This window comes from Variovorax terrae (assembly GCF_022809125.1).
Lineage (GTDB): Bacteria > Pseudomonadota > Gammaproteobacteria > Burkholderiales > Burkholderiaceae_C > Variovorax_A > Variovorax_A terrae.
Genome location: NZ_JALGBI010000001.1, coordinates 682,256 through 706,410, shown reverse-complemented (window position 1 = coordinate 706,410; position 24,155 = coordinate 682,256). Strand labels below are relative to the sequence as shown.

The following is a 24,155-nucleotide window of genomic DNA, read 5'->3' as shown; positions in this document are numbered from 1 at the left end:
GACACCATGGCACTTTACCTGATCGGCGACGTGCAGGGCTGCGACAGCGCCCTGCAGCGCCTGCTTGACACCATCGACTTCTCCCCGAGCCGCGACACGATCTACCTGCTGGGCGACCTGGTCAACCGCGGGCCCGATTCGGCCGGCGTGCTGCGCCGGCTGACGGGCCTGGGCGCCGCCGCGCGCTGCCTGCTCGGCAACCACGACCTGCACCTGCTGGCCGTGGCGCACGGCGCGCGCCGCCCGGGGCGGCACGACACGCTGGACGGCCTGCTGCACGCCCCCGACCGCGCCGCCCTGCTCGACTGGCTGCGCTGCCAGCGCCTCGCCATGCAGGCGCATGGCGTGCTGATGGTGCATGCGGGCGTGCTGCCGGCCTGGAGCGTGGCCGACACGCTGGCGCTGGCGGCCGAGGTCGAGGCCCTGCTGCAGGGCCCCGAACTCGGCGCCTTCCTGCCGCAGATGTATGGCAACGCGCCGGCGCAGTGGGACGACTCGCTGCAGGGCGCGGCGCGGCTGCGCGTGATCGTGAACGCGCTGACGCGGCTGCGCTTTTGCACGCCGCAGGGCGAGATGGAGCTGGCCAGCACCGGCGGCGCCGAGGCCGCGCCGGCGGGCTTCATGCCGTGGTTCGAGGTACCGGGGCGGCGCACGGCCGGCGACGTGGTCGCGTTCGGCCACTGGTCCACGCTGGGCTGGATCGATCGGCCCGATGTGCTGTCGCTGGACACGGGCTGTGTCTGGGGCGGCTGCCTGAGCGCGCTGAAGCTCGGCGCCACGCCGGCGCAGCGCGAGCTGATCCAGGTGAAATGCGAGCAGGCGCAGGCGCCAGGCGAATGACGGCTTGCTACTGAATCGATAGCACCCGATGACCCGCTGACGCGGACATCGGCCATATCTGGCTCAAAAAAACCGCTACAGCGCCTTGAACAGCGCGGCCACCTTGCGCTTGGGCTTGATGTTGGCCGAAATGCTGCGCGAGGCCGGCGATTTGGCCGTGGCTTCCCAGGACGGCGCGGCGTCGTTGGCCGAGGCCTGGTAGGGCTGGTCGAAGAACGGATCGCGCGGCGCGGCGGCGGGCCGCAGCGGGCGCGGCGCCCGCGGTTCGCGGGGCTCGCGCGATTCGCGCGGCGCATCGAGCACGTCGCGCGGATCGCCCACCTCGCCGGCTTCGCGCCAGGCGCGGCGTCCGTCGTTGATGCGGCCGCGCGGGCGGTCTTCCTCGAACTCCACGGCCTCGATCTCGATCTTCTTCTTGATCAGCTTCTCGATGTCGGCCACCAGCCGGGCATCGTTGCTGCCGCCCACGAAGCTCACCGCCAGCCCCGAGGCGCCGGCGCGGCCGGTGCGGCCGATGCGGTGCACGTAGTCCTCGGCGTTGAACGGGATGTCGAAGTTGAACACCGCCGGCACGTCCTTGATGTCCAGCCCGCGAGCGGCCACGTCGGTGGCCACCAGCAGGTCGACCTCGCCCTTCTTGAAGGCTTCGAGCGCCTTGAGCCGCTCGTCCTGGCTCTTGTCGCCGTGCAGCGCGGTGGTCTTCATGCCCTCGCGCTCGAGCGAGCGCGCCAGCCGGGCGCAGCCGAGCTTGCTGTTGACGAACACGAAGGCCTGGGTGATGCCGCGCTGGCGCACGATCTGCTTGAGCGCGCGGCGCTTGTCGTCGTCGGACACGCTGTAGAAGCGCTGCTCCACGGTGGAGGCGGTCTCGTTGGGCCGCGCCACCTCGATCGTCACCGGGTCCTGCAGGTAGCTGCCGGCCAGGCGCTTGATCTCGGGCGAGAAGGTGGCCGAGAACAGCAGCGTGGTGCGCTGCTTGGGCAGGTAGCTGAGGATGCGCTGCAAGTCGGGCAGGAAGCCGATGTCGAGCATGCGGTCGGCCTCGTCCAGCACCACGTACTCGACCTGGTTGAGCACCGCGTTCTTGGCCTCGATGTGGTCCAGCAGGCGCCCCGGCGTAGCCACCAGCACCTCGACGCCCTTCTTCAGCTCCAGCGTCTGCGGCTTCATGTCCATGCCGCCGAACACCACCGCGCTGCGCAGGTTGGTGTACTTGGCGTACAGCTTGATCTGCTGCGCCACCTGGTCGGCCAGTTCGCGCGTGGGCAGCAGCACCAGCGCGCGCACCGGGTGGCGCGCGGGCGAGGTCGAGCTGTTCTCGTGCTTGAGCATGCGCTGCAGCAGCGGCAGCGAGAACGCGGCGGTTTTACCCGTGCCGGTCTGGGCCGCGCCCATCACATCCTTGCCGGTCAGAACGACCGGAATGGCCTGGGCCTGGATGGGTGTCATGGTTTCGTAGCCCATTTCGGCTACGGCACGCGCCAGCGGTTCGGCCAGCGATAAGTTGGAGAAAGATGAGGTCATTTAACCCTCTATTGTCGCATTGGATGGGGAAAACCCTTTTTCCGGCGTTGTCACCCCTCTTTTCCGGCACACTCCACGGCATTTTTACAATGCCCCATGCGCCTGGAAACCACCGACCCGAGCGAGGTTCTGCTGCTCACGCCCCAAGTCCATGCCGATGAGCGCGGCGACGTGGTGGAGTGCTTTCGCGCCGACCGCTTCGCCGCCGCCACGGGCTGGCGCGGCCACTGGGCCCAGGTCAATGAAAGCCGCTCGCGCCAGGGCGTGCTGCGCGGCATCCATTTCCAGCACGGCGGGCAGCAGGGCAAGCTGGTGCGCGCGGTGCGCGGCCGCATCTGGGATGTGGCGGTGGACCTGCGGCCCGGTTCGCCCACCTTCGGCCGGTGGACCGCGCACGAGCTGTCCGAGCACAACCGCCAGCAGCTGTGGATCGGGCCCGGTTTCGGCCATGGCTTTCTGGCGCTCAGCGACTGCACCGTGATCTACCAGCTGACCACGCCCTATGTGCCGGACCAGGAAGGCGCCATCCGCTGGGACGACCCGACGCTGGCGATCGACTGGCCGCTGCAGGGGCGCGAACCGATCCTCAGCGAGCGCGACCGCCAGGCCGGATTGCTATCAATCCAATAGCATCCAATGACCGCTGCACCTGGACGTCGGCGGTATTTCCTATAGATTCCTGGCGCCAAAGGTGTCGCAGGCCTTGATGTTGCCGTTCTGCAGGCCGGTGTTGAACCAGCGCGTGCGCTGGGCGCTGGTGCCGTGGGTGAAGCTCTCGGGCACCACGTAGCCCTGGGCCTTCTTCTGCAGCGCGTCGTCGCCGATCTGCGCGGCCGCGTTCATGGCCGACTCGATGTCGCCGTTCTCCAGGATCTGGCGCGCCGACTGCGCCCGGTTGGCCCAGACGCCGGCCAGGCAGTCGGCCTGCAGCTCCAGCCGCACGCTCAGGGCGTTGTACTCGGCCTGGCTCACGCGGCCGCGCATCTGGTCCATCTTGGCACTGATGCCCAGCAGGTTCTGCACGTGGTGGCCGACCTCGTGCGCGATCACATAGGCCTGGGCGAACTCGCCGGGCGCGCCCAGCTTGTTCTTGAGCGTCTGGTAGAAATCGAGGTCGATGTAGACCTTCTGGTCGCCGGGGCAGTAGAACGGCCCCATGGCGGCCTGGCCCTGGCCGCAGGCGGTGGGCGTGGCGCCGCGGAACAGCACCAGCTTCGGGTCGCGGTAGGTCGCGCCGTTCTGCGCGAACACGTCCTTCCACACGTCCTCGGTGTCGGCCAGCACGGTGGCCACGAACTTGGCCATGCGGTCGTCGGCCGGCGGCCGGTGCGCGGGCGCCTGCTGCTGCACTTGCGGGGCCGGGCCACCGCCGCCACTGAGCAGGCTCAGCACCGTCATCGGGTTGATGCCGAGGAAATACGAGGCCACCAGCGCGATCACGATACCGCCCAGGCCGATGTGCCGCCCGCCCAGGCCGCCGCCCGAGAAGCCGCCGCCACCGCCGCCGTCATCGCGGCGGTCTTCCACATTGTCCGATTCGCGGTTGCCTTCCCACTTCATGCCATGCTCCTGAATGACCGCCCTGCGGTACAGTGCCTCCATGGTACCCGCCCGGCCCGCCGCCCCTTTGCACCAGCCCCGCGTGCTGCTGACCGGCTTCGACCCGTTCGGCGGCGAGGCGCTCAACCCGAGCTGGCTGGCCGTGCAGGCGCTGCAGGGCCGGCAGGTCGGCGGCCATCGCCTCGTGGCGGTGCAACTGCCCACGGTGTTCGGCGCCTCCCTGCGGGTGCTGCGCGCGGCGCTGCGGCAGCACCGGCCGGCCCTGGTGATCTGCGTCGGCCAGGCCGGCGGCCGCGCCGCGCTCTCGCTGGAGCGGGTGGCCATCAACGTCGACGACGCGCGCATCCCCGACAACGCCGCCGCCCAGCCGGTGGACACGCCCGTGGTGGCGAACGGGCCGGCGGCGTACTTCAGCACCCTGCCGATCAAGGCGATGCGGCTGGCGCTGCAGCGCGACGGCCTGAACGCCGAGGTGTCGCAGACCGCGGGCACCTTCGTCTGCAACCATGTGTTCTACGGGCTGATGCACGAGCTGGCGACGCGGCGCGGCCTGCGCCACACGCGCGGTGGCTTCATCCACGTGCCCTGGCTGCCAGAGCAGGGCAGCCCGTCGATGGCGCTGGACGATCTGGTGCGCGGGCTGCGCGGCGCCGTGCGCTGTGCCCTGGCCACGCCCATCGACGTGGTTCAGGCGGCGGGCGCGCTGGACTGAGCCCGGCCGTCCGCGGCCGCCTACGCCAGCGCGGTCTGCGGCGACTCGGGCGCCAGCAGCCCGCACCGCAACGTGCCGCCGCAAAAGCGCTGCACCAGGGCCGCGACGTCGGCACAGGCGGCTTGCACGCCGGCGCGCGTGGCGGGCGGCAGGCCGTCCACGTTGAAGACGATGGCGCGCGTGCCGAGCTCGGTCAGCGTGTGGTTGGCCTGGCGCCAGGTCCAGCGGCGCGTCAGCACCGTGTCGTCGCCCTCGGCAAAGATCACCTCGCCGGGCAGCGGCGACTCGGCCTGGTCGCTGCCGAACGGCACGAACTGCTCCTGCCCCGTGGCCAGCCGCAGCGCGATGTCGCCGCGCAGGGTGTCGATGGCATGGGCGCCGGCCGGCAGCAGGTGGCGCAGCGAGACGATGTTGCCGATGTCCACCAGCGCATTGATGGCCGGCAGCGGGTCGCCGCGCAAGGCGCGCCGCGCCATCGCCTCGATGGAGGAGCGGTGCTCGGCCGGCTTGGCGCCAAAGGCGCGGTAGGCCTCGCGCCAGCACTTGATCGGCGGCGCCTCGGCCACCGCTTCGGCGCTCAGGCGCTCGCGCACCGAGGCTTCGGCCTCGCGCAACAGCGCGCTCAGCTCCGGCGGCGTCGGCCCGTTGCGAACGCCGTGGGCGATCACCACGCCCCGCACGTAGCCGGGAAAGCGCTCGAAGATGTCAGGGGAAATGGCGTAGTGAAAACGGCTCATGGCAAAAGATCAGAAAAACAAGGAAAAGCGCTGCGCGCCGGCCTCAGCGCAGCCGGTCCAGCGCCCACTCGGCGTCGCGCTGGCGGTCGCGCGCGCGGCGAAAGCGCTGGTCGAGGTCGGACAGCTCCTCGCGCGCCTTGCGGCGGTCGTCGTCATTGGCGGCGTCGCGCAGCTTCTTTTCCAGCTCGCGCCGGCGGCTCTCCAGGCTGCGCAGCTGGCCGCGCGCGGAGTACACCTCGTAGCCCAGGTCGCGGCGGCGGCGGAATTCGCCGTCGATGAACGCGGGGCACACGCCGTTGTAGCTGCGGCCGTCCAGCCCGAGCTTGACCGCGTTGTCGAGCTGGCAGAAGCTCTGCAGCCCCTGGTCGCGCCCCTGCAGGTAGGGCACGGTGTTCACCGGCACGCCGGCTTCGGCGCAGTCCTTGGTGCGGCTGTCGAGCTGCGACAGCGGCTCGCCCGCCAGGCCGTCGCGCAGCCCCACGTCGTACCAGTTGGCCAGCTTGCACTCGCTGGGGCTCATGGTGGTGCAGGCGGACAGGCCGGCCAGCACCAGCGCGGCGAAGAGGAAACGGAAGATACGCATCCGCCGATTATTCAACGGCGGGCGCGGCCGAAGGCAGGCAACCGATCAGCGGTAACCCAGCGTCACCGGCACCAGCGTGCTGATGGTGCTCGACGGATGGCGGCCCGGCGCCGGCAGTGCGGCCTCGGCCGTGATGACATGGGCGGCCTCCGGGTCATGGGCCGCGCTGACCTGCTCCAGGCAGGAGCGGAACGTGGCCTGCGGCTGGGCGCCCAGGCAGTCGGCGATGGCCAGGCGGTCGAGGTGGCGCTGCACCTCGCGGGCCTCCGCCTGCTGCACCTGCGTATCGCAAAGCCAGTACATGCCCGCCAGCTGCCCCGCCACCAGCGCCAGCACCCCGGCCAGAAACGCCCGCTCGCCCGGCGTGCCGGCCCACTTGTCGATGAGGTCGTACAACATGGCATGAACTCCTCGAGAACATGACTTCGATACTATGAACCCGCCGGCGGCGCCGCACCAGCCCTTTTCCCATTCCGGTGTAGGACAAAATCGACTCTCGATGACCCCTTCCTGTGCCATGACTTCTGCGCTTCTGCTGGACCCCGACGCCACCGCCGCCCGCCTGCCCTACCCGGCCCTGGTGGCCGAAACCGCCGCCCTGCTGCAGGACACCTCGGTGCAGGTGCCCGAGCGCCGGGTCCAGCCGCTGCCCGGCGGCGGCAGCCTGTTCGTGATGCCGGCACTGGACAGCCGGGTCGCCATCACCAAGCTCATCACCTTCACGCCGGCCAACGCGGGCACCGGCCGCCCGGCGATCCAGGGCGACGTGGTGGTGTTCGACGTGGCCACCGGCGAGCGCCGGCTGATCCTGGACGGCCCGACCGTCACGGCGCGGCGCACGGCGGCGGTGTCGGCGCTGGCCGCGCAAACGCTGGCGCCGAACCGCAGCGGCCCGCTGCTGATCGTCGGGGCCGGCGTGCAGGGCCGGGCGCACCTGGAGGCCTTTGCGCAGACGCTGGGGGTGGCCCGCGTGGTGATCGCCTCGCGCAGCGACGCCAGCGCCCAGGCCCTGGCGCAGCACGCCCGCGCGCTCGGCCTCAAAGCCCGGGTCACGCAGGATGCCGATGCCGCGCTGGCCGACTGCCCGCTGGCCGTCACCTGCACCCCCGCCAGCGGCGTGGTACTGCGCGCGGCGCCGCGCGCCGACGGCTTCCTGTGCGCGGTGGGCGCCTTCACGCCGCGGATGGTGGAGCTGGGGCCCGAGCTGTGCCGCCATGTCGCCGCGCAGGGCACGATCGTGGTGGACACGGGCGATGCGCTGCACGAGGCCGGCGACCTGCTGCAGGCCGGGCTGGACGTCGCGGCGCTGCCCACGCTCGGCGGCTGGCTGCGTCAGCCGTCCCCGGCGCGCGCGGGGCCGGTGCTGTTCAAGAGCTGCGGCTGGGCCGGCTGGGATCTGGCCGCGGCCCGGACCGCCCTGCGCGGCCTCTAGCGCCTAGAACCGGCTCTCGCAGTACGACAGGAATTGCTCGGCTTCCAGGTGGGCCAGTTCGCGCTCATGGCGCGCATGCTCCTGGACCTGCGCTTCCGCGTCGATCTCGCCCGCGACGTGGAGCTGCGCCGCCAGGTGCTCGTCCCGGGTGGCGATCTCCAGCGCGAAAGCGGCGTTGTCGATGTGGCTGATCGCCATCAGCTCGGCCACGCGGCGCACAGGGGTGTTCATCGCTTGTCTCATCTCGTGTCCTCACAGGCTGGGCAGCGGCCCGGGAGCCGGGGCGTTCCGCCCGGCCTTCGCCCGCGCCGTGCTTCCTTCATGGTAGGTGCCGCCCCGCCCTGCGGCAAGGCCTTTCAGGCCGCAAAGGTTACGCGATGAAAACGGGGCCCGGCCTCTCAGAACGTGTTTGCGTTCTCAGGCCTTGGGCAGGGTGACGCCGCGCTGGCCCTGGTATTTGCCGCCGCGGTCCTTGTAGCTGACCTCGCAGACCTCGTCGCTCTCGAAGAACAGCACCTGCGCGCAGCCCTCGCCGGCGTAGATCCGGGCCGGCAGCGGCGTGGTGTTGGAGAACTCCAGCGTGACGTAGCCTTCCCACTCGGGCTCGAACGGCGTGACGTTGACGATGATGCCGCAGCGCGCATAGGTGCTCTTGCCCAGGCAGATGGTCAGCACGTTGCGCGGGATGCGGAAGTACTCCATCGTGCGCGCCAGCGCGAAGCTGTTGGGCGGGATGATGCAGCTGTCGCCATGGAAGTCGACGAAGCTCTTCTCGTCGAAGTTCTTGGGATCGACCACGGTGCTGTGGATGTTGGTGAACACCTTGAATTCGGGCGCGCAGCGGATGTCGTAGCCGTAGCTGCTGGTGCCGTAGCTGATGATCTTGTGGCCCTCGCGCTCGCGGATCTGCCCGGGCTCGAAGGGTTCGATCATGCCGTGCTGCTCAGCCATGCGGCGGATCCATTTGTCGCTTTTGATACTCATTGAATAACTCCTCGGCCCTATTCTAGGCAAGCGGCGCCGCCGCCCCGCCCGGGCATACGGCCCGGCGGATGGCCGTCATACGCCCGCCATCATGAAACTGCCACGGGCATGCTCCATGCTTGCAGGCTCTGCAGCGAGGTGAACCATGAAACAGGCAGTTGCAATGCGATGGATGCTGATGGCGGGCGCGCTGTGCGGTGCGCCAGCCTGGGGCGCGGGGCCGGAGCCCGCCGAATCCGAGGCCCAGTGCCGCTCCGAGGTGTCGAGGTTCGAGCAGGCCATCGGCTTCGTGCGCCAGACCTCGGGCAACGCCGCGGCGGCGCAGCTCAAGGAGAAGCTGCTGCCCGCCAAGCTCGAAGGCGACATCCTCGCCCAGGGCGGCTACTGCGGCCTCGCGCGCCATCTGCGTGACAAGAAGCTGAGCCAGCAGAAGCTACAGTTTTGATAGCACCCGATGACCGCGGGACGCGGACATCTGGCTATTTTCTCTATGAAATCACGGTTTTTTCGACCAGCCGGTCGTCGCCCAGCACGATCAGGCCGAACAGCAGCTCATCGAGGCTGCCGGCCTGCCCCGTCTTGCGCGCCAGCAGCGGCGTGGCGGCCGGGTTGAGCACGATGAAATCGGCCTCGCAGCCGGGCTGCAGGTTGCCGACCACGCCCTCCAGGCCCAAGGCCTGGGCCGCGCCGGCCGTGTGCTGCCACCAGAGCTGGCCAGGGGTGAGCGAGAGGCCGGGCTTGGTCTGGCCCTCGCGGCCCACGCAGTAGGCCGCCAGCATGGTGCGGAACGGGCTGAAGCTGGTGCCGCCGCCCACGTCGCTGGCCAGGCCGTAGCGAAAGCCCGCGCGGTCGGCGCCGGCGTAGTCGAAGAAGCCGCTGCCCAGGAACAGGTTGCTGGTGGGGCTGACGGCGGCCGCCGTGCCGGTGGCGCGCATGAGGGCGCGGTCTTCGTCGTCGAAGTGGATGCAGTGGGCGTAGACCGCGCGCTCGCGCATCAGGCCGAAGTCGTCATAGATGGCCAGGTAGCTGCGCGAGCGCGGGAACAGCTCGCGCGCCCAGCGCACCTCGTCGAGGTTCTCGGCCACGTGGGACTGGATCCACACGTCGGGGTATTTCGCCGCCAGGGCGGCGGCGCCGCGCAGCTGGGCCTCGCTGCAGCTGGGCGCAAAGCGCGGCGTGATGGCGTAGCCCAGGCGGTCCACGCCGTGCCACTGCTGGATCAGGGCCTCGGTGTCGAGCAGGCTCTGCTCGGTCTGGTCGCGCACGCCGTCGGGCGAGTGGCGGTCCTGCAGCACCTTGCCGGTGATCAGGCGCAGCCGGCGCGCGCGCGCCTCGCTCATCAGCGCCTGGACGGAGGCCGGGTGCGAGGTGGCGAAGGCCAGCGCCGTGGTGACGCCGTTGCGCGCGAGTTCGTCGAGGAAGAAGCGCGCCACGCCCGCGGCATAGGCCTCGTCGTGGAAGCGGCTCTCGTGCGGGAAGGTGTAGTGCTCGAGCCAGGGCAGCAGGCCCGGCGCGGGCGAGCCGATCACGTCGGTCTGCGGGTAGTGGATGTGCATGTCCACGAAACCGGGCGCGATGATGCGCCCGGGCAGGTGCTCGACCGCCACGCCGGGAAAGTTGCCGGCCAGCGCGCGGTAGGGCCCGACGGCGCGCACCACCGGCCGGCCCTGCGCGTCGGGGCCGACGACCAGCAGGCCGTCCTCCTCATACAGAGCGGATCGGTCGTCGGCAAAACGCAGGATGGCGGCGCGGTAGGCTTTCATGGGCGAAAGCTTACCTCTCGGCCGGGGTGCCCCTCATATGCGCAGCCGGATAAGGGCTATGCCCGTCAGCGGGTGACCTTGCCCTGCACCCCTTCGACCAGCCAGTTCATGTTGAGAATCTGCTCGTCGCCGAGCGTGCTGCCGGCCGGGATGGCCACCCGGCCTTCGTTGTCGCGCACCGCCGCCGTCGCGTGAAACGGGTGCAGCCGGCCCGCGCCGATGTCCTTCTGCCGCGCCAGCACCTCGGCCTGCACGGCGGCGGGCACCCTAGAGCCGAAATCGCCGACGCGGATCATGCCTTCCTTCACGCCGCCCCAGACCTTGCCGGGCTTCCAACTGCCGTCGAGCACGGCGCGGGCCCGCTGCGTGTAGTAGCCGCCCCACTGGTGCGTGACGGCGACGATCTGCGCGTCGGGCGCGATCCGGCGCATGTCGGAGTGGTAAGCCACGGCCATCTTGCCGCGCTCCTGCGCGGCGGCCATCACGGCGGTGGAGCCGGTGTGGAAGGCGATCACGTCCGCGTTCTGGTTGAACAGCGTCATGGCGGCGTCGCGCTCGCGCGGCGGATCGAACCAGGCGTTGAGCCAGACCACCCGGACCGAGGCCTTCGGGTTCACCGAGCGCATGCCCAGCGTGAAGGCGTTGATGCCCTGCAGCACCTCGGGGATCGGAAAGCCCGCCACGTAGCCCGCCACATTGGTCTTCGTCATGCGGCCGGCCGCGATGCCTGCGAGGTAGCGGCCCTCGTAGTAGCGCGCATTGGCCACCGAGACATTGGGCGCGGTCTTGTAGCCGGTGATGGACTCGAACTTCACATCGGGAAAGTCCTTGGCCACCTTGAGCGTGGGCTCCATGTAGCCGAAGCTGGGCGTGAAGATGAGCTGGTTGCCCTGCTGCGCGAGGTCGCGGATCACGCGCTCGGCGTCGGCCCCCTCGGGCACGTCTTCCACATAGGTGGTCTTGACCTTGCTGCCCAGGGCCGCCTCGACGGCCTTGCGGCCCTCCTCGTGCTGGCGCACCCAGCCGGCGTCGGTGATCGGCGTGACATAGACGAAGCCGATCTTCAGCGGGGCCCTGGCGGGCTCGGGGGTCTGGGAAAAAGCGGGAGATAAACAACAAGCGGCCACGAGCGTGGCAGCGAGGTTTTTATACATGGTAGTCCTCTACATGGCCCCGGAACTGGATGAAAGACAACAGGCCGCCGGGGCGCGGCCTGTTGAAGGCGAATTTTACCCGGGGGTGTTAGACGAAAGTCTCAAAGACCTCGTTGAGCCGATCCTGGTGGGCGCGCTTGGCCGCGGCATCGAGAAAGCTGGCCTCGAAGCTGTTGGCCGCGAGCTGCCAGGCCTGCCGGGCCGCGAGGCCGGTCGCCGCGAAGGTCTGCAGGAAGTTCTCGTTCATGTAGCCGCCGAAGTAGGCCGGGTCGTCGGAATTGACGGTGGCCACCAGGCCGGCGTCGAGCAGCGCCCCAAGGTTGTGCTGCGCGAGACTGGGGACCACGCAGAGCTTGAGGTTGGACAGCGGGCACACGGTGAGCGGAATGCGGTCCTGCGCGAGCCGCTGCATCAGCGCCGGGTCCTTGGCGCTCTGCACGCCGTGGTCGATGCGCTCGACCTTGAGCACGTCGAGCGCGCTCCACACATAGGCCGGCGGCCCCTCCTCGCCCGCATGCGCGACCCGGTGCAGGCCCAGCTCGCGGCAGCGCGCGAACACGCGCGCGAACTTTTCGGGCGGGTGGCCGAGTTCGCTCGAATCGAGGCCGACGCCGATGAACTGGTCCCGAAACGGCAGCGCCTGCTCCAGCGTGGCGAAGGCGTCTTCCTCGCTCAGATGGCGCAGGAAGCACAGGATCAGCGCGGCGCTCACGCCCAGTTTCGGACCCGCTTCGACGCAGGCGCGGTGCAGGCCGTTGATGACCGTTTCCATCGCCACGCCGCGCGCGGTATGGGTCTGCGGGTCGAAGAAGATTTCGGCATGCGCCACGTTATCGGCGGCGGCGCGCTCGAAGTAGGCCCAGGCCATGTCGTAGAAGTCCTGCTCCTTCAGCAGCACGCTGGCGCCGGCGTAGTAGATGTCGAGGAAGCTCTGCAGGTTGGTAAAGGCGTAGGCCTTGCGCAGGTCTTCGACGCTGGCATAGGGAAGGGCCACGCCGTTGCGCTGCGCCAGCGCGAAGATCAGCTCGGGCTCCAGCGAGCCCTCGATGTGGATGTGCAGCTCGGCCTTGGGCATGCGGCGCAACAGCTCGGGCAGGCGCTCGGCGGCCACGGGCCGGATCGTGGGCAGGGGAGAAGTCATCAACACACTCCAAACGTGATGCCAAGGTGTTTCAGGTGGCGGCGGTAGGCCGAGGAGGCCTTGTCTGCCGCCGTGTGCAGTTCGGCGCGCAGGTCCAGCGGCAGGCGCCTGGGCCGCTGCGATTCCAGCACCGGCTGGTCCTGCGTGAAAATGGTGTGCTGGAACGCGCGCAGCTTGTCGTCGGGCGAATCGAAATCGGCCACGGCCAGGCGGAACCAGACGCGGCTCAGCTCGGGCGCCAGCGGGCAGATGAACAGCGCGATCGATTCGCGGTAGCCGTCGATGGCCACGGTGGCGGCCTCGGGCACCTTGGTCAGGATGGCGGTGTAGGGCGCGTTGACCTCGTAGCCGTATTCCACCTGCGCCGGCGCGGTGGAATGCAGGTTGGACTGCGGCTGCCAGGCCTTGCAGCCGGTGGCCCGCAGGCCGGTGGCGGTGGCCTCCACTTGGTAGTCGTCGATGGCGGTGGCGCTGCGCGCGCCGAGCCAGCCCTCGTGCACGAAGCCGAAGTGCGACATGTCCAGGAAGTTCTCGACGATGCGCGGCGCGCTGGCGGCCACGTCGTAGGGCCCGCAGTTGAGCTTGCGCAGGCGCGCGTCGGACTCGGCGGCGAACCCGGGCAGCGCCTCGCTCCCCTCGGCCAGCCGCACCCACACCAGCCCATGGGCTTCCTGCGCCGCGAAGCGGTGCGCGCAGTGCGTGGCCGGCGGCGTGAAAGCCGGCAGCGCCGGCACCTGCACGCAGCGCCCCGAGGCCTCGAACTGCCAGCCGTGGTACGGGCACTCGAGCCGCCCGTCCTGCACGCGGCCCAGCGACAGCCGGGCGCCGCGGTGCGGGCACTGGTCGGCCCAGGCCTGCAGCGCGCCCGTGCCGTCGCGCCACAGCACCAGGTCGCGCTCCAGCAGCCGCGCGGCCACGGGCGCGCTCGCCACGTCAGACGAGAGCGCTACGGGGTGCCAGAAAGTCTCTTCGATCATCTTCAAAAACAAGAAGAGCCGCCCGGAGGCAGCTCGTCGAATGCTACAAAGCGGAGGCGTAGCGAGCGGCTGTCAGGCTAGGCGGACGGAGCGCAGCCACCGGAATGGACTTCGGTCCATGAGGATGGCGAGCACCGCCCAACGACGCATGGCAGCCGCGCAGTAGCCGAGCGCTACTTCTTGTCGCCGCCGGGGACCTTGCCTTCCACACCCTTGACGTAGAAATTGATGCCGCCCAGGAACTTGTCGTCCGCCACGGCGTCCTTGGCCACCACTTCCTTGCCGGTGTTGTCCAGGATCGGACCCTTCCAGATCGCGAAGCTGCCGTCGCTCAGGCCCTTCTTGATGTCGGCGATCTTGGCCTTGGTGTCGTCCGGCACGTCGGCGGCGATGGACACGAGGTCGATCGCGCCTTCCTTCACGCCCCACCAGCTCTGGCCCGTGGTCCACTTGCCGTCCAGCACGTCCTTGGTGGTCTTGATGTAGTACGGGGTCCAGTTGATGACGGCCGACGCCAGGTGGGCCTTGGGGCCGTAGGCGGTCATGTCGCTGTCCCAGCCGAAGGCGCGCTTGTTCATCTTCTCGGCGGTCTGCAGCACGGCGGACGAGTCGGTGTTCTGGAACAGCACGTCGGCGCCGCCGTTGATCAGCGCGGTGGCGGCCTCGGTTTCCTTGGGCGGGTTGAACCAGTCATTGACCCAGACCACCTTGGTCTTGACCTTGGGGTTGACCGACTGCGCACCCAGCGTGAAGCTGTTGATGTTGCGGATCACCTCGGGGATCGGCACCGAGCCGACCACGCCCAGCGTGCCGCTCTTGCTCATCTTGCCGGCCACCACGCCTGCCATGTAGGCACCCTCGTAGGTGCGGCTGTCGTAGGTGCGCATGTTGTCGGCCGTCTTGTAGCCGGTGGCATGCTCGAACTTCACTTCCTTGTTGTCGGCCGCGACCTTGAGCATGGGCTCCATGTAGCCGAAAGTGGTGCCGAAGATCAGCTTGTTGCCTTGCGCGGCCATGTCGCGCAGCACGCGCTCGGCGTCGGCCGACTCGGGCACCTTCTCGACGAAGCTGGTCACGATCTTGTCGCCGAATTCCTTCTCCAGGGCCTTGCGCGCGTTGTCGTGCGCAAACGTCCAGCCGCCGTCGCCCACCGGGCCGACGTAGGCGAAAGCGATCTTCAGCGGCTCGGGCTTGGCCGGCGCCGGGGCGGCGGCAGGGGCCGGTGCCGGAGCGGGTGCGGGCTCTTCCTTCTTGCCGCAACCCACGAGGGCCGCTGCAGCCACCGCGGACAGGGCGGCGACTTTGAGCAGGGAACGTTTCTTCAGGTCAGTCATGTCATTTCCTTCTATAGGGGTTGCGACAGTGGAAAAACGAAAAACGGGACAAAAACAAGGTTTCGATTATGAGCCGGGATAAAAGGGTTTTCCAAGCGATGCCGGCATGTTGGCGCGAATCCACGCCGGATTGCGCGAAATCAGCGCCAGCACCACGATGGTGGCCAGGTAGGGCAGCATGGTCAGGAACTGGCTGGGGATGTCCACCCCCATGCCCTGCAGGTGGAACTGCAGCATGGTCACACCGCCGAACAGGTAGGCCCCAAGCAACACGCGTGCCGGGCGCCAGGTGGCGAAGGTGGTGAGCGCCAGCGCGATCCAGCCCTTGCCCGCCACCATGCCTTCGACCCACAGCGGGGTGTAGATCACCGAGATGTAGGCGCCGGCCAGCCCGCACAGCGCGCCGCCGGCCACCACGGCGGCCAGCCGGATGCGCCGCACCGGGTAGCCCAATGCGTGGGCCGACTCGGGCGACTCGCCCACCGAGCGCAGCACCAGGCCCGTGCGCGAGCGGTACAGGAACCAGATCAGGCCCAGCGCCAGCGCCACCCCGAAATACACCATCGGATGCTGGCGGAACAGCGCCGGCCCCGCCAGCGGGATGTCGCCCAGCAGCGGCAGGGAGAACTGCGGCCGCTCGGGCAGCTTCTCCTGCACATACTTGATGCCCGCAAAGGCCGAGAAACCCGCGCCGAACAGGCTCAGCGCCAGGCCGGTGGCGTACTGGTTGGTGTTGAGCCAGATCACCAGCACGCCGAAGATGGCGGCCAGCAGCGCGCCCGCGCCCATGCCGGCGGCAAAGCCCAGCCAGTCGTTGCCGGTGTGCACCACGGTGGCAAAGCCGGCGATGGCGGCGCACAGCATCATGCCTTCGGCGCCGAGGTTGACGATGCCGGCCTTCTCGTTGATCAGCAGGCCCAGGGCCGCGATGGCCAGCACGGTGCCGGCGCTGAGCGTGGCCGCGAGGAGCAGTGCATAGGATTCCATCAGCGGACCTCTCCCTGGCTGGCGCCGGTGAACTTGATGCGGTAGGCGATCAGCGTGTCACAGGCCAGCAGCGTGAACAGCAACAGGCCCTGGAACACGCCGGTGATGGATTTGGGCAGGCCCAGGCGCGACTGCGCGAGTTCGCCGCCGATGTAGAACATGCTCATCAGGATGGCCGAGAACACCATGCCCGCCGGGTGCAGCCGCCCGACAAAGGCCACGATGATGGCGGCGAAGCCGTAGCCCGCCGGCACATAGGGCGTGAGCTGGCCGATCGGGCCCGCCACCTCGAGCGCCCCGGCCAGGCCGGCCGCGCCGCCCGAGACCAGCAGCGCCGTCCACAGCGCGCGGCGCGAGGAGAAGCCCGCGTAGCGCGCCGCCGCCGGCGCCAGCCCGCCCACCTGCTGCGCGAAGCCGGCGCGCGTGCGGAACAGGAACACCCACAGCGCGCCCGCACCCAGCAGCCCGATCAGCAGGCCGATGCTCACGCGCGAGCCCTGCATCAGCCGCGGGATCTGGGTGGCGGCCTCGAAGGTCTTGGTCTGCGGGAAGTTGTAGCCGGCCGGGTCCTTCCAGGGGCCGTAGACCAGGTAGCTCAGCACCATGTCGGCCACGTAGACCAGCATCAGGCTGACCAGGATCTCGTTGGCGTTGAAGCGGTCGCGCAGCAGCGCCGTGAGGCCGGCCCAGGCCATGCCGCCGAGCACGCCGGCCAGCAGCACGGCGATCACGATCCAGCCGCCGGTGGTCTTGTCGGCCAGCAGCGCCACGCCGCCGGCCGCCACCGCGCCGATCACGAACTGGCCTTCGGCGCCGATGTTCCAGACGTTGGAGCGAAAGCACACGGCCAGCCCCAGCGCGATGATCAGCAGCGGCGTGGCCTTGACCATCAGCTCGCCCAGGGCGTAGGGCGTCTTGATGGGTTCCCAGAAGAACACCTGCAGGCCCTTGACCGGGTCCTTGCCCAGGGCGGCGAACAGCAGCACGCCGAGCACCACGGTGATCGCCAGCGCCAGCAGGGGCGAGCTGAAGCTCCAGAGCCGGGACGGCTGGGGACGGGGTTCGAGCTTAAGCATGGGCCACCTCGCCGGCAGGGGCCGCACTCCACAGGCCCGACATCCATTCGCCGATCTGCGTCACCGTGGCGGCGGCGCGCGGGATCGAGGGCGACAGCCGCCCCTTGGCGATCACGTGCAGCCGGTCGCTGATCTCGAACAGCTCGTCCAGCTCCTCGCTCACCACCAGCACCGCGCAGCCGGCGTCGCGCAGCGCCAGGATCTCGCCGCGGATCTGCGCCGCCGCGCCCACGTCCACGCCCCAGGTCGGCTGCGAGACGATCAGCAGCTTCGGCTTGGCGTCGATCTCGCGCCCGACGATGAATTTCTGCAGGTTGCCGCCCGACAGCGAGCGCGCCGCCGCGTTCGGGCCGCCGGCCTTGACGTTGAAGCGCCGGATGATGTCCGCCGCCTGGCGCTCCAGCGCGCCCACCCGGATCCAGCCGCCGCGCCCGACCGCGTTGCCGCGGGTCAGCAGCAGGTTGTGCGCCAGCCCCAGCGTGGGCACGGCGCCGCGGCCCAGCCGCTCCTCGGGCACGAAATGCACGCCCAGCGCGCGCCGCCGGCCCGGGCCGAAGTGCCCGGCCGCCTGGCCCTGGATGCGGATCATGGCGGCGCCAGCGCGCCGGTCCTCGCCCGACAGCGCGTACAGCAGTTCCTGCTGGCCGTTGCCCGACACCCCGGCGATGCCCACCACCTCGCCGGCGCGCACCTCCAGCGAGATGCCGTCCAGATCGACGCCGAAGGCCGATTCGCGCCCCAGGCTCAGCGACTGCACGCTCAGCACGGTGTCGCCGGCCCGGGCGCTGTGGTGCTCCAGCGCCGGCGGCTCGGCGCCGATCATCAGGCGACTGAGCGAGGCGTTGCTTTCCTGCTGCGGGTTGCAGACGCCCGTGACCTTGCCGCCGCGCAGCACGGTGCAGGCGCTGCACAGCTCGCGGATCTCGTGCAGCTTGTGGCTGATGTAGAGGATGCTGCAGCCCTCGGAGGCGAGCTTCTTGAGCACCACGAACAGCTTCTCCACGGCCTGCGGCGTGAGCACCGAGGTCGGCTCGTCCAGGATCAGCAGCTTGGGGTTGGTCAGCAGCGCGCGGATGATCTCCACGCGCTGCATCTCGCCCACGCTCAGGGTGTGGACCGGGCGCGTCGGGTCGATGTCCAGGCCGTACTCGGCGGCCTTGGCGGTGATGCTGTGCGCCACCTCGCCCAGCGTGAGGCTCTTGCTCAGGCCGAGCCAGACGTTCTCGGCCACGGTCAGCGTGTCGAACAGGCTGAAGTGCTGGAACACCATGCTGATGCCCAGGGCGCGCGCCTCCTGCGGGTTGCGGATGTGCACCGGCGCGCCGTTGAACATCACGCTGCCTTCGTCGGGCTTGACGGAGCCGTAGATGATCTTCATCAGCGTCGATTTGCCAGCGCCGTTCTCGCCCAGCACGGCATGGATCTCGCCGGACCGGACGGTCAGCGAGACGTCGCTGTTGGCCACCACGGCCGGATAGCGCTTGGTGATGTGCGCCAGTTGGAGTCGGGGGGTGCTCATGCCTGGTTGTGTCTCTTTTTTTGAATGAAACTGGCTCGGGGTCCAGGTCGGCTGGTCATGGGTTGCTATTCTTTTCGTAGCGCCGCGGCGACCGCCTTGACCCGGTCGCGCAACCATTTCGCGGAATTCGAGGCATGGGTGCGCTCATGCCAGAGCTGGTAGTACATCAGGCGGGGGAATTCGATCGGACAGTCCAGGATTTTCACCGGCAAACGCTCGACATAGCGCTCGCAGTACTGGCGCCCGGTGGTCAGCACCAGCAGGCTCGAGGCCACCATCGCCGGGATCAGCCCGAAATGCGGGCAGCGCGCCGTGATGTTGCGGCGCAGGCCCAGCGAGTCGAGGTGGTCGTCGATCACGCCCTTGGCCCCGGGGTGGGTGGGCGTGGGCGCGATGTGCTCGGCCGCCAGCCAGGAGGCAGCGTCCCACTTGCGGCGCACGGCCGGGTGGTCGTTGGCCACCAGGCACACCACCTCGTCGCCGAACAGCCGGCCCATGTGCAGCTCGTCCGGCGGCTTGAGCCAGTTGCCGATCACCACGTCCACCTCGCCCAGCGCCAGATGCGCCTGGTAGTCGGACTCGGCCGACAGCGGGTGGATCTCGACGTGGCACAGCGGCGCCTGGGCCTTGATCTGCGACACCAGCTGCGGCAGGAACAGCGGGTCGAGGTAGTCGCTGGCGGCCACGCGGAAGGTGTTGCGCGCACTCTGGGGCTCGAAGCCGCGCGCATCGGTGAACAGCACCTCGGCCGCGCGCAGAATGCTGGCGGCGGGCTCGACCATGCGCAACCCGGCATCGGTGGGCACCATGCCGGCGCCCGAACGCACCAGAAGGGGGTCGCCAGCCAGGTCGCGCAGCCGCTTGAGGGCGGCCGACACGGCAGGCTGGTACATCCCGAGGCGGATGGCGGCGCGCGAAACGCTGCGTTCGGTTAACACGGTGTGCAAGACCCTTATGAGATGGAGGTCTATCTTGTCGAAAAGCGCTTGATCTCTCATACCTGAGCCTGCATTCTTGTCATATGACAACGCTTATGAAAAGGTGCGGTCTCCCGCCTTACCCTCTTGGCAACGCCAGACCATGGCAGACGGAACACCCATAGATCCATGACCACCTCTCCCCTCCGATTCATCCGCCGCGGCGAGCCTGTCTCGCTGGGCAATGTACCACCCGAGCGCACGCTGCTGGAAGTGCTGCGCGAGGATCTCGCCTGCACCGGAACCAAGGAAGGCTGCGGCGAAGGCGACTGCGGCGCCTGCACCGTGGTGCTCGGCGAAGCCCACTGCGGCGACGATGGACGCGAGCGCATCAAATACCGTGCCATCAACAGCTGCATCCGGCTGGCCCACTCAGTCGACGGCATGGCGCTGTGGACGGTGGAAGACCTGGCCGAGGACGACGGCACGCTGCATCCCGCGCAGGAAGCCTTGGTGCAGTGCCACGGCAGCCAATGCGGCTTCTGCACGCCGGGCTTCGTGATGAGCCTGTTCGGCATGTACCAGAACCATGTGGCCCCCACGCTCGGCGCTTCGTGCGCGTCGGCGCCACCTGCCCCGGCGAACCCGATCTCGCGCGAGCTGGCGCAGGAGGAACTCTCGGGCAACCTGTGCCGCTGCACCGGCTACCGCCCGATCCTGGACGCCGCGCAGCAGATGGCCCTGCTGCCGCCGGCGCGCGTGGACGAAACCGATCTGCTATCAAAACTGAAGCAGCTGAAGACCGCGGGACGCGGACATCCGGCCGATTCGACCTATATTTCGCCGCCCACCCTGGCTGCGCTGCTGGCCGCGCGCGCCGCCCACCCCGGCGCCCAGCTGGTGGCCGGCTGCACCGACGTGGGCCTGTGGGTGACCAAGATGCACAAGCAGTTCGGCCAGGTGCTGGACGTGACCCAGGCGCGCGAGCTGCGCCGCATCGAACGCTACCCGCACCACATCGCCATCGGCGCCGCGGTGACGCTCACCGACGCCTTTGCCACGCTGGTGGCCGACCGGCCCCAGCTCAAGACCTTCACCAACCGCTTCGCCGGCCTGCCGGTGCGCAACTCCGGCACCCTGGGCGGCAACGTGGCCAACGGCTCGCCGATCGGCGACTCGATGCCGCTTTTGATCGCACTGGGCGCCAACGTGGTGCTGATGAGCGTGCGCGGCCACCGCGAGCTGCCGCTCGAACAGCTCTACACCGGCTACCGCCAGAACGTGATGGCGCCCGACGAGGTGCTGGCCTGGATCAAGGTGCCGCTGCCGGTGAAGGGAGAGCAGCTCAAGGCGTACAAGATTTCCAAGCGTTATGACGACGACATTTCGGCCGTTTGCCTGGTGGTCAGCCTGACGGTCGAGCACGGCAAGGTGACCCGGGCCTCCCTCGGCGCAGGCGGCGTGTCCGCCACGCCGGTGCGCGCCGTCAAGACCGAGGCCGTCCTGCGCGGCGCCCCCTGGACCCTGGCGACCGCGCAGGCCGCCACGGCCGCGCTGCGCGCCGAATTCCAGCCCATCAGCGACATGCGCGCCTCGGCCGCCTACCGCAGCGAGGTGCTGGGCAACCTCATGCAGCGCTTCTGGCTCGAAAACCAGGGCCTGCAGCAGATCAACCTGGAGCGCTTCGCGCTGGAGGAGTCCGCATCATGAACATGCGCGACAAGGAATTCACCCCCGCCGGCGGCGGCGCCGGCCGCACCGCCGCCGCGGGCGAGCAGCGCCCGGCCCCCGCCGCGCCCGACAGCGCAGTGGGCGTTTCGCGCCCGCACGAAAGCGCGCGCGCCCAGGTGGCCGGCAGCGCCACCTATGTGGACGACATCCCCGAGGTCAAGGGCACGCTGCACGCGGCGCCCATCCTCTCCAACGTGGCCCACGGCCGCCTGCTCGGCGTGAACGCAGCCGCGGCGCTGGCCCTGCCGGGCGTGCGCGGCGTGGTGCTGGCCGGCGACATTCCCGGCGACCCGATGCTTGCCACCTTCGTGCACGACGAGCCCGTGTTCGCGCGCGACACCGTGCAGCACATCGGCCAGGTGGTCGGCCTGGTGGTGGCCGAGACCGTGATGCAGGCGCGCCGCGCCGCGCGCCAGGTGCAGCTGAAGATCGACCCGCTACCGCCGGTGATGACGCCGCGCGAGGCCCACGCGAAGCAGAGCTATGTGCTGCCGCCCGTGACCGTGCGGCGCGGCGAGCCCGAGGCCGCCCTGGCGCAATCGCCGCACCGGCTGAGCGGCCAGCTGCAGGTGGGCGGCCAGGAGCACTTCTACCTGGAAGGCCAGGTGGCCTATGCGCTGCCGCTGGAGCAGGGCCAGTGGTGGGTCTATTCCAGCACTCAGCACCCGGGCGAGATCCAGCACTGGGTGGCGCATGCGCTGGGCATCGAGAACAACGCGGTGACGGTGGAATGCCGGCGCATGGGCGGCGGCTTCGGCGGCAAGGAAACCCAGGCCGGCCACCTGGCCGTGTGGGCCACGCTGGCGGCGCGCAAGTTCAGGTGCCCGGTCAAGCTGCGGCTGGACCGCGACGACGACTTCATGGTCACCGGCAAGCGCCACCCGTTCGCCTACGACTACACCGTGGGCTTCGACGGCAGCGGCCTCGTGACCGCGCTCAAGCTCACCATGCTGGCCGACTGCGGCTTCTCGGCCGACCTGTCGGGCCCGGTGGCCGACCGCGCCATCTTCCACGCCGACAACGCCTACTTCCTGAGCGACGTGGAGATCGCCTCCTACCGCTGCAAGACCAACACGCAGAGCCACACCGCGTTCCGCGGCTTCGGCGGGCCGCAGGGCGTGATCGTGATCGAGGCCATCCTCGGCGACATCGCGCGCACGCTGGGCCTGGACCCGTTCGACGTGCGCCTGCGCAACCTCTACGGCATCGAGGAACGCAACGTCACCCACTACCAGATGAAGGTGGAAGACAACATCCTGCAGCCCCTGCTGTCGACGCTGGCGCAGTCGTCGCACTACCGGCAGCGGCGCGAGGCCATCGCGGCCTGGAACGCCGGCAGCCCGGTGATCAAGCGCGGCATCGCGCTCACGCCGGTAAAGTTCGGCATCAGCTTCACCGCCACCCTGTTCAACCAGGCCGGCGCGCTGGTGCACGTCTACCTCGACGGCAGCGTGCAGGTGAACCACGGCGGCACCGAGATGGGCCAGGGCCTGAACACCAAGGTGGCGCAGATCGTGGCCGACGAACTGGGCGTGCCGTTCGAGCGCGTGCGCTCCACCGCGGCCGACACCAGCAAGGTGCCCAACGCCTCGGCCACCGCCGCCAGCAGCGGCACCGACCTGAACGGCCGCGCCGCGCAGTACGCCGCGCGCCATGTGCGCGACAACCTGGCCGCCTTCGTGGCCGGGCTGGACGGCTGCGGTGCCGGCGCCGTCCGCTTCGCGGGCGGCCGCGTCACCAGCCCCAAGGCCACGCGCAGCTTCGACGAGGTGGTGCAGGCCGCCTACGCCAACCGCATCCAGCTCTGGAGCGACGGCTTCTACCGCACGCCCAAGATCCACTACGACAAGCTCACCCTCACCGGCCGGCCGTTCTACTACTTCGCCTACGGCGCGGCCTGCAGCGAAGTGGCCATCGACACACTGACCGGCGAGAGCCGCGTGCTCAAGGTGGACATCCTGCACGACGTGGGCACCAGCATCAACCCGGCGCTGGACATCGGCCAGATCGAAGGCGGCTTCATCCAGGGCATGGGCTGGCTCACCACCGAGCAGCTGGTGTGGAACGACAAGGGCTACCTCGCCACCCACGCGCCCAGCACCTACAAGATCCCGGCCACGGGCGACGTGCCGGAACACTTCAAGGTCGACCTCTGGCCCGAGCCCAACCGCGAGGACAACGTGGGCGGCAGCAAGGCCGTGGGCGAGCCGCCGTTCATGCTGGCGGTGAGCGTGCGGGAAGCGATCCGCGACGCGGTGGCCGCCGCACAGGGCGGCAGCCAGCCGGTGCGCATGGACGCGCCCGCCACGGCGGAGAACGTGCTCAAGGCCCTGAAAGCCTGAGTGAAACACCCCCGAAGCGCCTGCGGCGCCTCCCCCAAGGGGGCGCCACCAGCGGCCCGGCCAAGCCGGTTCTGCGGTGGCCCTGGCCCGGGCCGCGCCAGCTTCCTTGTGCCGCGACAAACGGCGCCGCCCTACTCCGCGTCCGCCTTCAGGCCCTTCAGGTAGGCAGTCACCTCGGCCAGCGGCAGCACGTCTGCGAACTGCCGGTCCATGTCGAACAGCGAGACCGCGTGCGAGATCGGAATGCGGTCGAACACCGCCTCCTGCGGCACGATCGCGCGGAAGTTCCACGAGGCGGCATCGAAGACGGTGGCGCGCACGCAGTTGCTGGTGGCGCCACCGGTGACGATCAGGGTGTCGATGCCGCGGTCCACCAGGTAGCCCAGCAGCGGCGTGCCGTGAAAGCCGCTGGGCTTCTTCTTGACGAAGACCACGTCGCCCGCCGCCGGCTGCAGCTCGGGCACCAGTTGCGCGCCCTCGCTGCCGGCCAGGCACCAGTGCTCGCTGTCCAGCAGGTCGCGCTTGCGGCGGTAGACGCCGATGTCGGAGCCGTCGCGCGCGATCTCGAACAGAGTAAAGAAGCAGGGCACGCCCGCGCCCTGGGCCGTGCCCACCACCTCGGCGATGGCGGCCACCGCCTGGCGGCCGGCCTCGCCGCAGCTCGAGGGCCAGTCGGCATCGCGGCCGGCCTCGCCCACCATGTACTTCTGGGCGTCGATCACCACCACCGCCGGGCGCCGGCCGAAGCCCATGCGCCGGCCGAACTTGCCGCGCGCCAGCACGGCGCGGTCCTGCTCGCTCAAATAGGATTGCCAGGGGGTTGTCATGTGTGGTGCCTTGTC

At 69.6% G+C, this 24,155-nt stretch carries 24 protein-coding genes; 7 read left to right on the top strand and 17 right to left on the bottom strand.

All coding sequences use genetic code 11. The features are described from left to right. Window positions 1-6: 6 nt before the first annotated feature. Window positions 7-840 (top strand): symmetrical bis(5'-nucleosyl)-tetraphosphatase, encoded by an 834-nt coding sequence (locus MMF98_RS03220; RefSeq protein WP_243304273.1) that lies wholly within the window; start codon window positions 7-9, stop codon window positions 838-840. A gap of 75 nt (window positions 841-915) precedes the next feature. On the opposite strand, the gene MMF98_RS03215 is transcribed toward MMF98_RS03220, so the two are convergent. Next, window positions 916-2,364, bottom strand: a complete 1,449-nt coding sequence (locus MMF98_RS03215) for a DEAD/DEAH box helicase (RefSeq protein ID WP_243304271.1) — start codon at window positions 2,362-2,364, stop codon at window positions 916-918. Window positions 2,365-2,460: 96 nt separating this feature from the next. Here MMF98_RS03215 and rfbC point away from each other — a divergent pair, with 96 nt between their 5' ends. Then, window positions 2,461-2,994 (top strand): dTDP-4-dehydrorhamnose 3,5-epimerase, encoded by a 534-nt coding sequence (gene rfbC / locus MMF98_RS03210; RefSeq protein WP_243304268.1) that lies wholly within the window; start codon window positions 2,461-2,463, stop codon window positions 2,992-2,994. Window positions 2,995-3,033: 39 nt separating this feature from the next. On the opposite strand, the gene ypfJ is transcribed toward rfbC, so the two are convergent. Continuing rightward, window positions 3,034-3,924 (bottom strand): KPN_02809 family neutral zinc metallopeptidase, encoded by an 891-nt coding sequence (ypfJ, locus tag MMF98_RS03205; RefSeq protein ID WP_243304266.1) that lies wholly within the window; start codon window positions 3,922-3,924, stop codon window positions 3,034-3,036. A 40-nt stretch (window positions 3,925-3,964) separates the two neighbouring features. Here ypfJ and pcp point away from each other — a divergent pair, with 40 nt between their 5' ends. Further along, window positions 3,965-4,636: a pyroglutamyl-peptidase I gene (pcp, locus tag MMF98_RS03200; RefSeq protein ID WP_243307280.1), complete on the top strand. Its 672-nt coding sequence runs from the start codon at window positions 3,965-3,967 to the stop codon at window positions 4,634-4,636. 20 nt (window positions 4,637-4,656) lie between these two features. Here pcp and MMF98_RS03195 read toward each other — a convergent pair whose 3' ends face one another. Genes MMF98_RS03195 through MMF98_RS03185 form a run of 3 tightly spaced genes read right to left on the bottom strand, consistent with a single transcriptional unit; the run spans window position 4,657 to window position 6,355 of the window. Next, window positions 4,657-5,373, bottom strand: coding sequence for a B3/B4 domain-containing protein (locus MMF98_RS03195; protein WP_243304264.1), 717 nt, complete (start codon window positions 5,371-5,373; stop codon window positions 4,657-4,659). A 43-nt stretch (window positions 5,374-5,416) separates the two neighbouring features. Beyond that, window positions 5,417-5,956, bottom strand: coding sequence for a DUF2799 domain-containing protein (locus tag MMF98_RS03190; protein ID WP_243304263.1), 540 nt, complete (start codon window positions 5,954-5,956; stop codon window positions 5,417-5,419). A 45-nt stretch (window positions 5,957-6,001) separates the two neighbouring features. Next, on the bottom strand, window positions 6,002-6,355 hold the full coding sequence (locus tag MMF98_RS03185) for a hypothetical protein (RefSeq protein WP_243304261.1): 354 nt from the start codon (window positions 6,353-6,355) through the stop codon (window positions 6,002-6,004). Window positions 6,356-6,473: 118 nt separating this feature from the next. On the opposite strand from MMF98_RS03185, the gene MMF98_RS03180 reads away from it, so the two are divergent. Continuing rightward, window positions 6,474-7,388, top strand: a complete 915-nt coding sequence (locus MMF98_RS03180) for a delta(1)-pyrroline-2-carboxylate reductase family protein (protein ID WP_423837555.1) — start codon at window positions 6,474-6,476, stop codon at window positions 7,386-7,388. A gap of 3 nt (window positions 7,389-7,391) precedes the next feature. Here MMF98_RS03180 and MMF98_RS03175 read toward each other — a convergent pair whose 3' ends face one another. Then, entirely contained in the window at window positions 7,392-7,619 is a 228-nt protein-coding gene (locus tag MMF98_RS03175; RefSeq protein WP_243304257.1) for a hypothetical protein, read from the bottom strand. A gap of 186 nt (window positions 7,620-7,805) precedes the next feature. Next, window positions 7,806-8,372, bottom strand: a complete 567-nt coding sequence (gene dcd / locus MMF98_RS03170; RefSeq protein ID WP_243304256.1) for a dCTP deaminase — start codon at window positions 8,370-8,372, stop codon at window positions 7,806-7,808. Between the two features lie 163 nt (window positions 8,373-8,535). Here dcd and MMF98_RS03165 point away from each other — a divergent pair, with 163 nt between their 5' ends. Further along, window positions 8,536-8,817 (top strand): hypothetical protein, encoded by a 282-nt coding sequence (locus MMF98_RS03165; RefSeq protein WP_243304254.1) that lies wholly within the window; start codon window positions 8,536-8,538, stop codon window positions 8,815-8,817. Window positions 8,818-8,860: 43 nt separating this feature from the next. Here the strand turns inward: MMF98_RS03165 and guaD are convergent, their stop codons facing one another. The 9 genes from guaD to MMF98_RS03120 all read right to left on the bottom strand — a co-directional run bounded on the left by guaD (window position 8,861) and on the right by MMF98_RS03120 (window position 19,321). Continuing rightward, a complete protein-coding gene (guaD, locus tag MMF98_RS03160) occupies window positions 8,861-10,135 on the bottom strand; it encodes a guanine deaminase (RefSeq protein ID WP_243304252.1) in 1,275 nt (424 codons plus the stop codon). A 65-nt stretch (window positions 10,136-10,200) separates the two neighbouring features. Then, window positions 10,201-11,289: a BMP family ABC transporter substrate-binding protein gene (locus tag MMF98_RS03155; RefSeq protein ID WP_243304250.1), complete on the bottom strand. Its 1,089-nt coding sequence runs from the start codon at window positions 11,287-11,289 to the stop codon at window positions 10,201-10,203. Window positions 11,290-11,377: 88 nt separating this feature from the next. Next, on the bottom strand, window positions 11,378-12,430 hold the full coding sequence (locus MMF98_RS03150) for an adenosine deaminase (protein ID WP_423837554.1): 1,053 nt from the start codon (window positions 12,428-12,430) through the stop codon (window positions 11,378-11,380). Beyond that, the gene (locus MMF98_RS03145) at window positions 12,430-13,407 is read right to left on the bottom strand and encodes an aromatic ring-hydroxylating dioxygenase subunit alpha (protein ID WP_243304248.1); all 978 of its coding nucleotides are present in this window, start codon (window positions 13,405-13,407) and stop codon (window positions 12,430-12,432) included. The genes MMF98_RS03150 and MMF98_RS03145 overlap by 1 nt, the downstream gene beginning before the upstream one ends. A 173-nt stretch (window positions 13,408-13,580) precedes the next feature. Next, a complete protein-coding gene (locus MMF98_RS03140) occupies window positions 13,581-14,741 on the bottom strand; it encodes a BMP family ABC transporter substrate-binding protein (protein ID WP_243304245.1) in 1,161 nt (386 codons plus the stop codon). A gap of 66 nt (window positions 14,742-14,807) precedes the next feature. Further along, a complete protein-coding gene (locus tag MMF98_RS03135) occupies window positions 14,808-15,728 on the bottom strand; it encodes an ABC transporter permease (RefSeq protein ID WP_243304243.1) in 921 nt (306 codons plus the stop codon). Next, the gene (locus MMF98_RS03130) at window positions 15,728-16,804 is read right to left on the bottom strand and encodes an ABC transporter permease (protein WP_243304242.1); all 1,077 of its coding nucleotides are present in this window, start codon (window positions 16,802-16,804) and stop codon (window positions 15,728-15,730) included. The genes MMF98_RS03135 and MMF98_RS03130 overlap by 1 nt, the downstream gene beginning before the upstream one ends. Further along, entirely contained in the window at window positions 16,797-18,323 is a 1,527-nt protein-coding gene (locus tag MMF98_RS03125) for an ABC transporter ATP-binding protein (RefSeq protein WP_243304240.1), read from the bottom strand. The genes MMF98_RS03130 and MMF98_RS03125 overlap by 8 nt, the downstream gene beginning before the upstream one ends. Before the next feature lie 65 nt (window positions 18,324-18,388). Next, on the bottom strand, window positions 18,389-19,321 hold the full coding sequence (locus tag MMF98_RS03120; RefSeq protein ID WP_243304238.1) for a LysR family transcriptional regulator: 933 nt from the start codon (window positions 19,319-19,321) through the stop codon (window positions 18,389-18,391). Window positions 19,322-19,429: 108 nt separating this feature from the next. On the opposite strand from MMF98_RS03120, the gene xdhA reads away from it, so the two are divergent. After that, complete coding sequence (gene xdhA / locus MMF98_RS03115; RefSeq protein WP_243304235.1) at window positions 19,430-20,950, top strand: xanthine dehydrogenase small subunit; 1,521 nt, start codon at window positions 19,430-19,432, stop codon at window positions 20,948-20,950. Beyond that, window positions 20,947-23,313 carry a xanthine dehydrogenase molybdopterin binding subunit gene (gene xdhB, locus MMF98_RS03110; RefSeq protein ID WP_243304233.1) on the top strand — a complete coding sequence of 789 codons (2,367 nt, stop codon included), beginning with the start codon at window positions 20,947-20,949 and terminating at the stop codon, window positions 23,311-23,313. The genes xdhA and xdhB overlap by 4 nt, the downstream gene beginning before the upstream one ends. Before the next feature lie 131 nt (window positions 23,314-23,444). On the opposite strand, the gene MMF98_RS03105 is transcribed toward xdhB, so the two are convergent. Beyond that, window positions 23,445-24,140 (bottom strand): cysteine hydrolase family protein, encoded by a 696-nt coding sequence (locus MMF98_RS03105; protein ID WP_243304230.1) that lies wholly within the window; start codon window positions 24,138-24,140, stop codon window positions 23,445-23,447. Window positions 24,141-24,155: the final 15 nt, after the last annotated feature.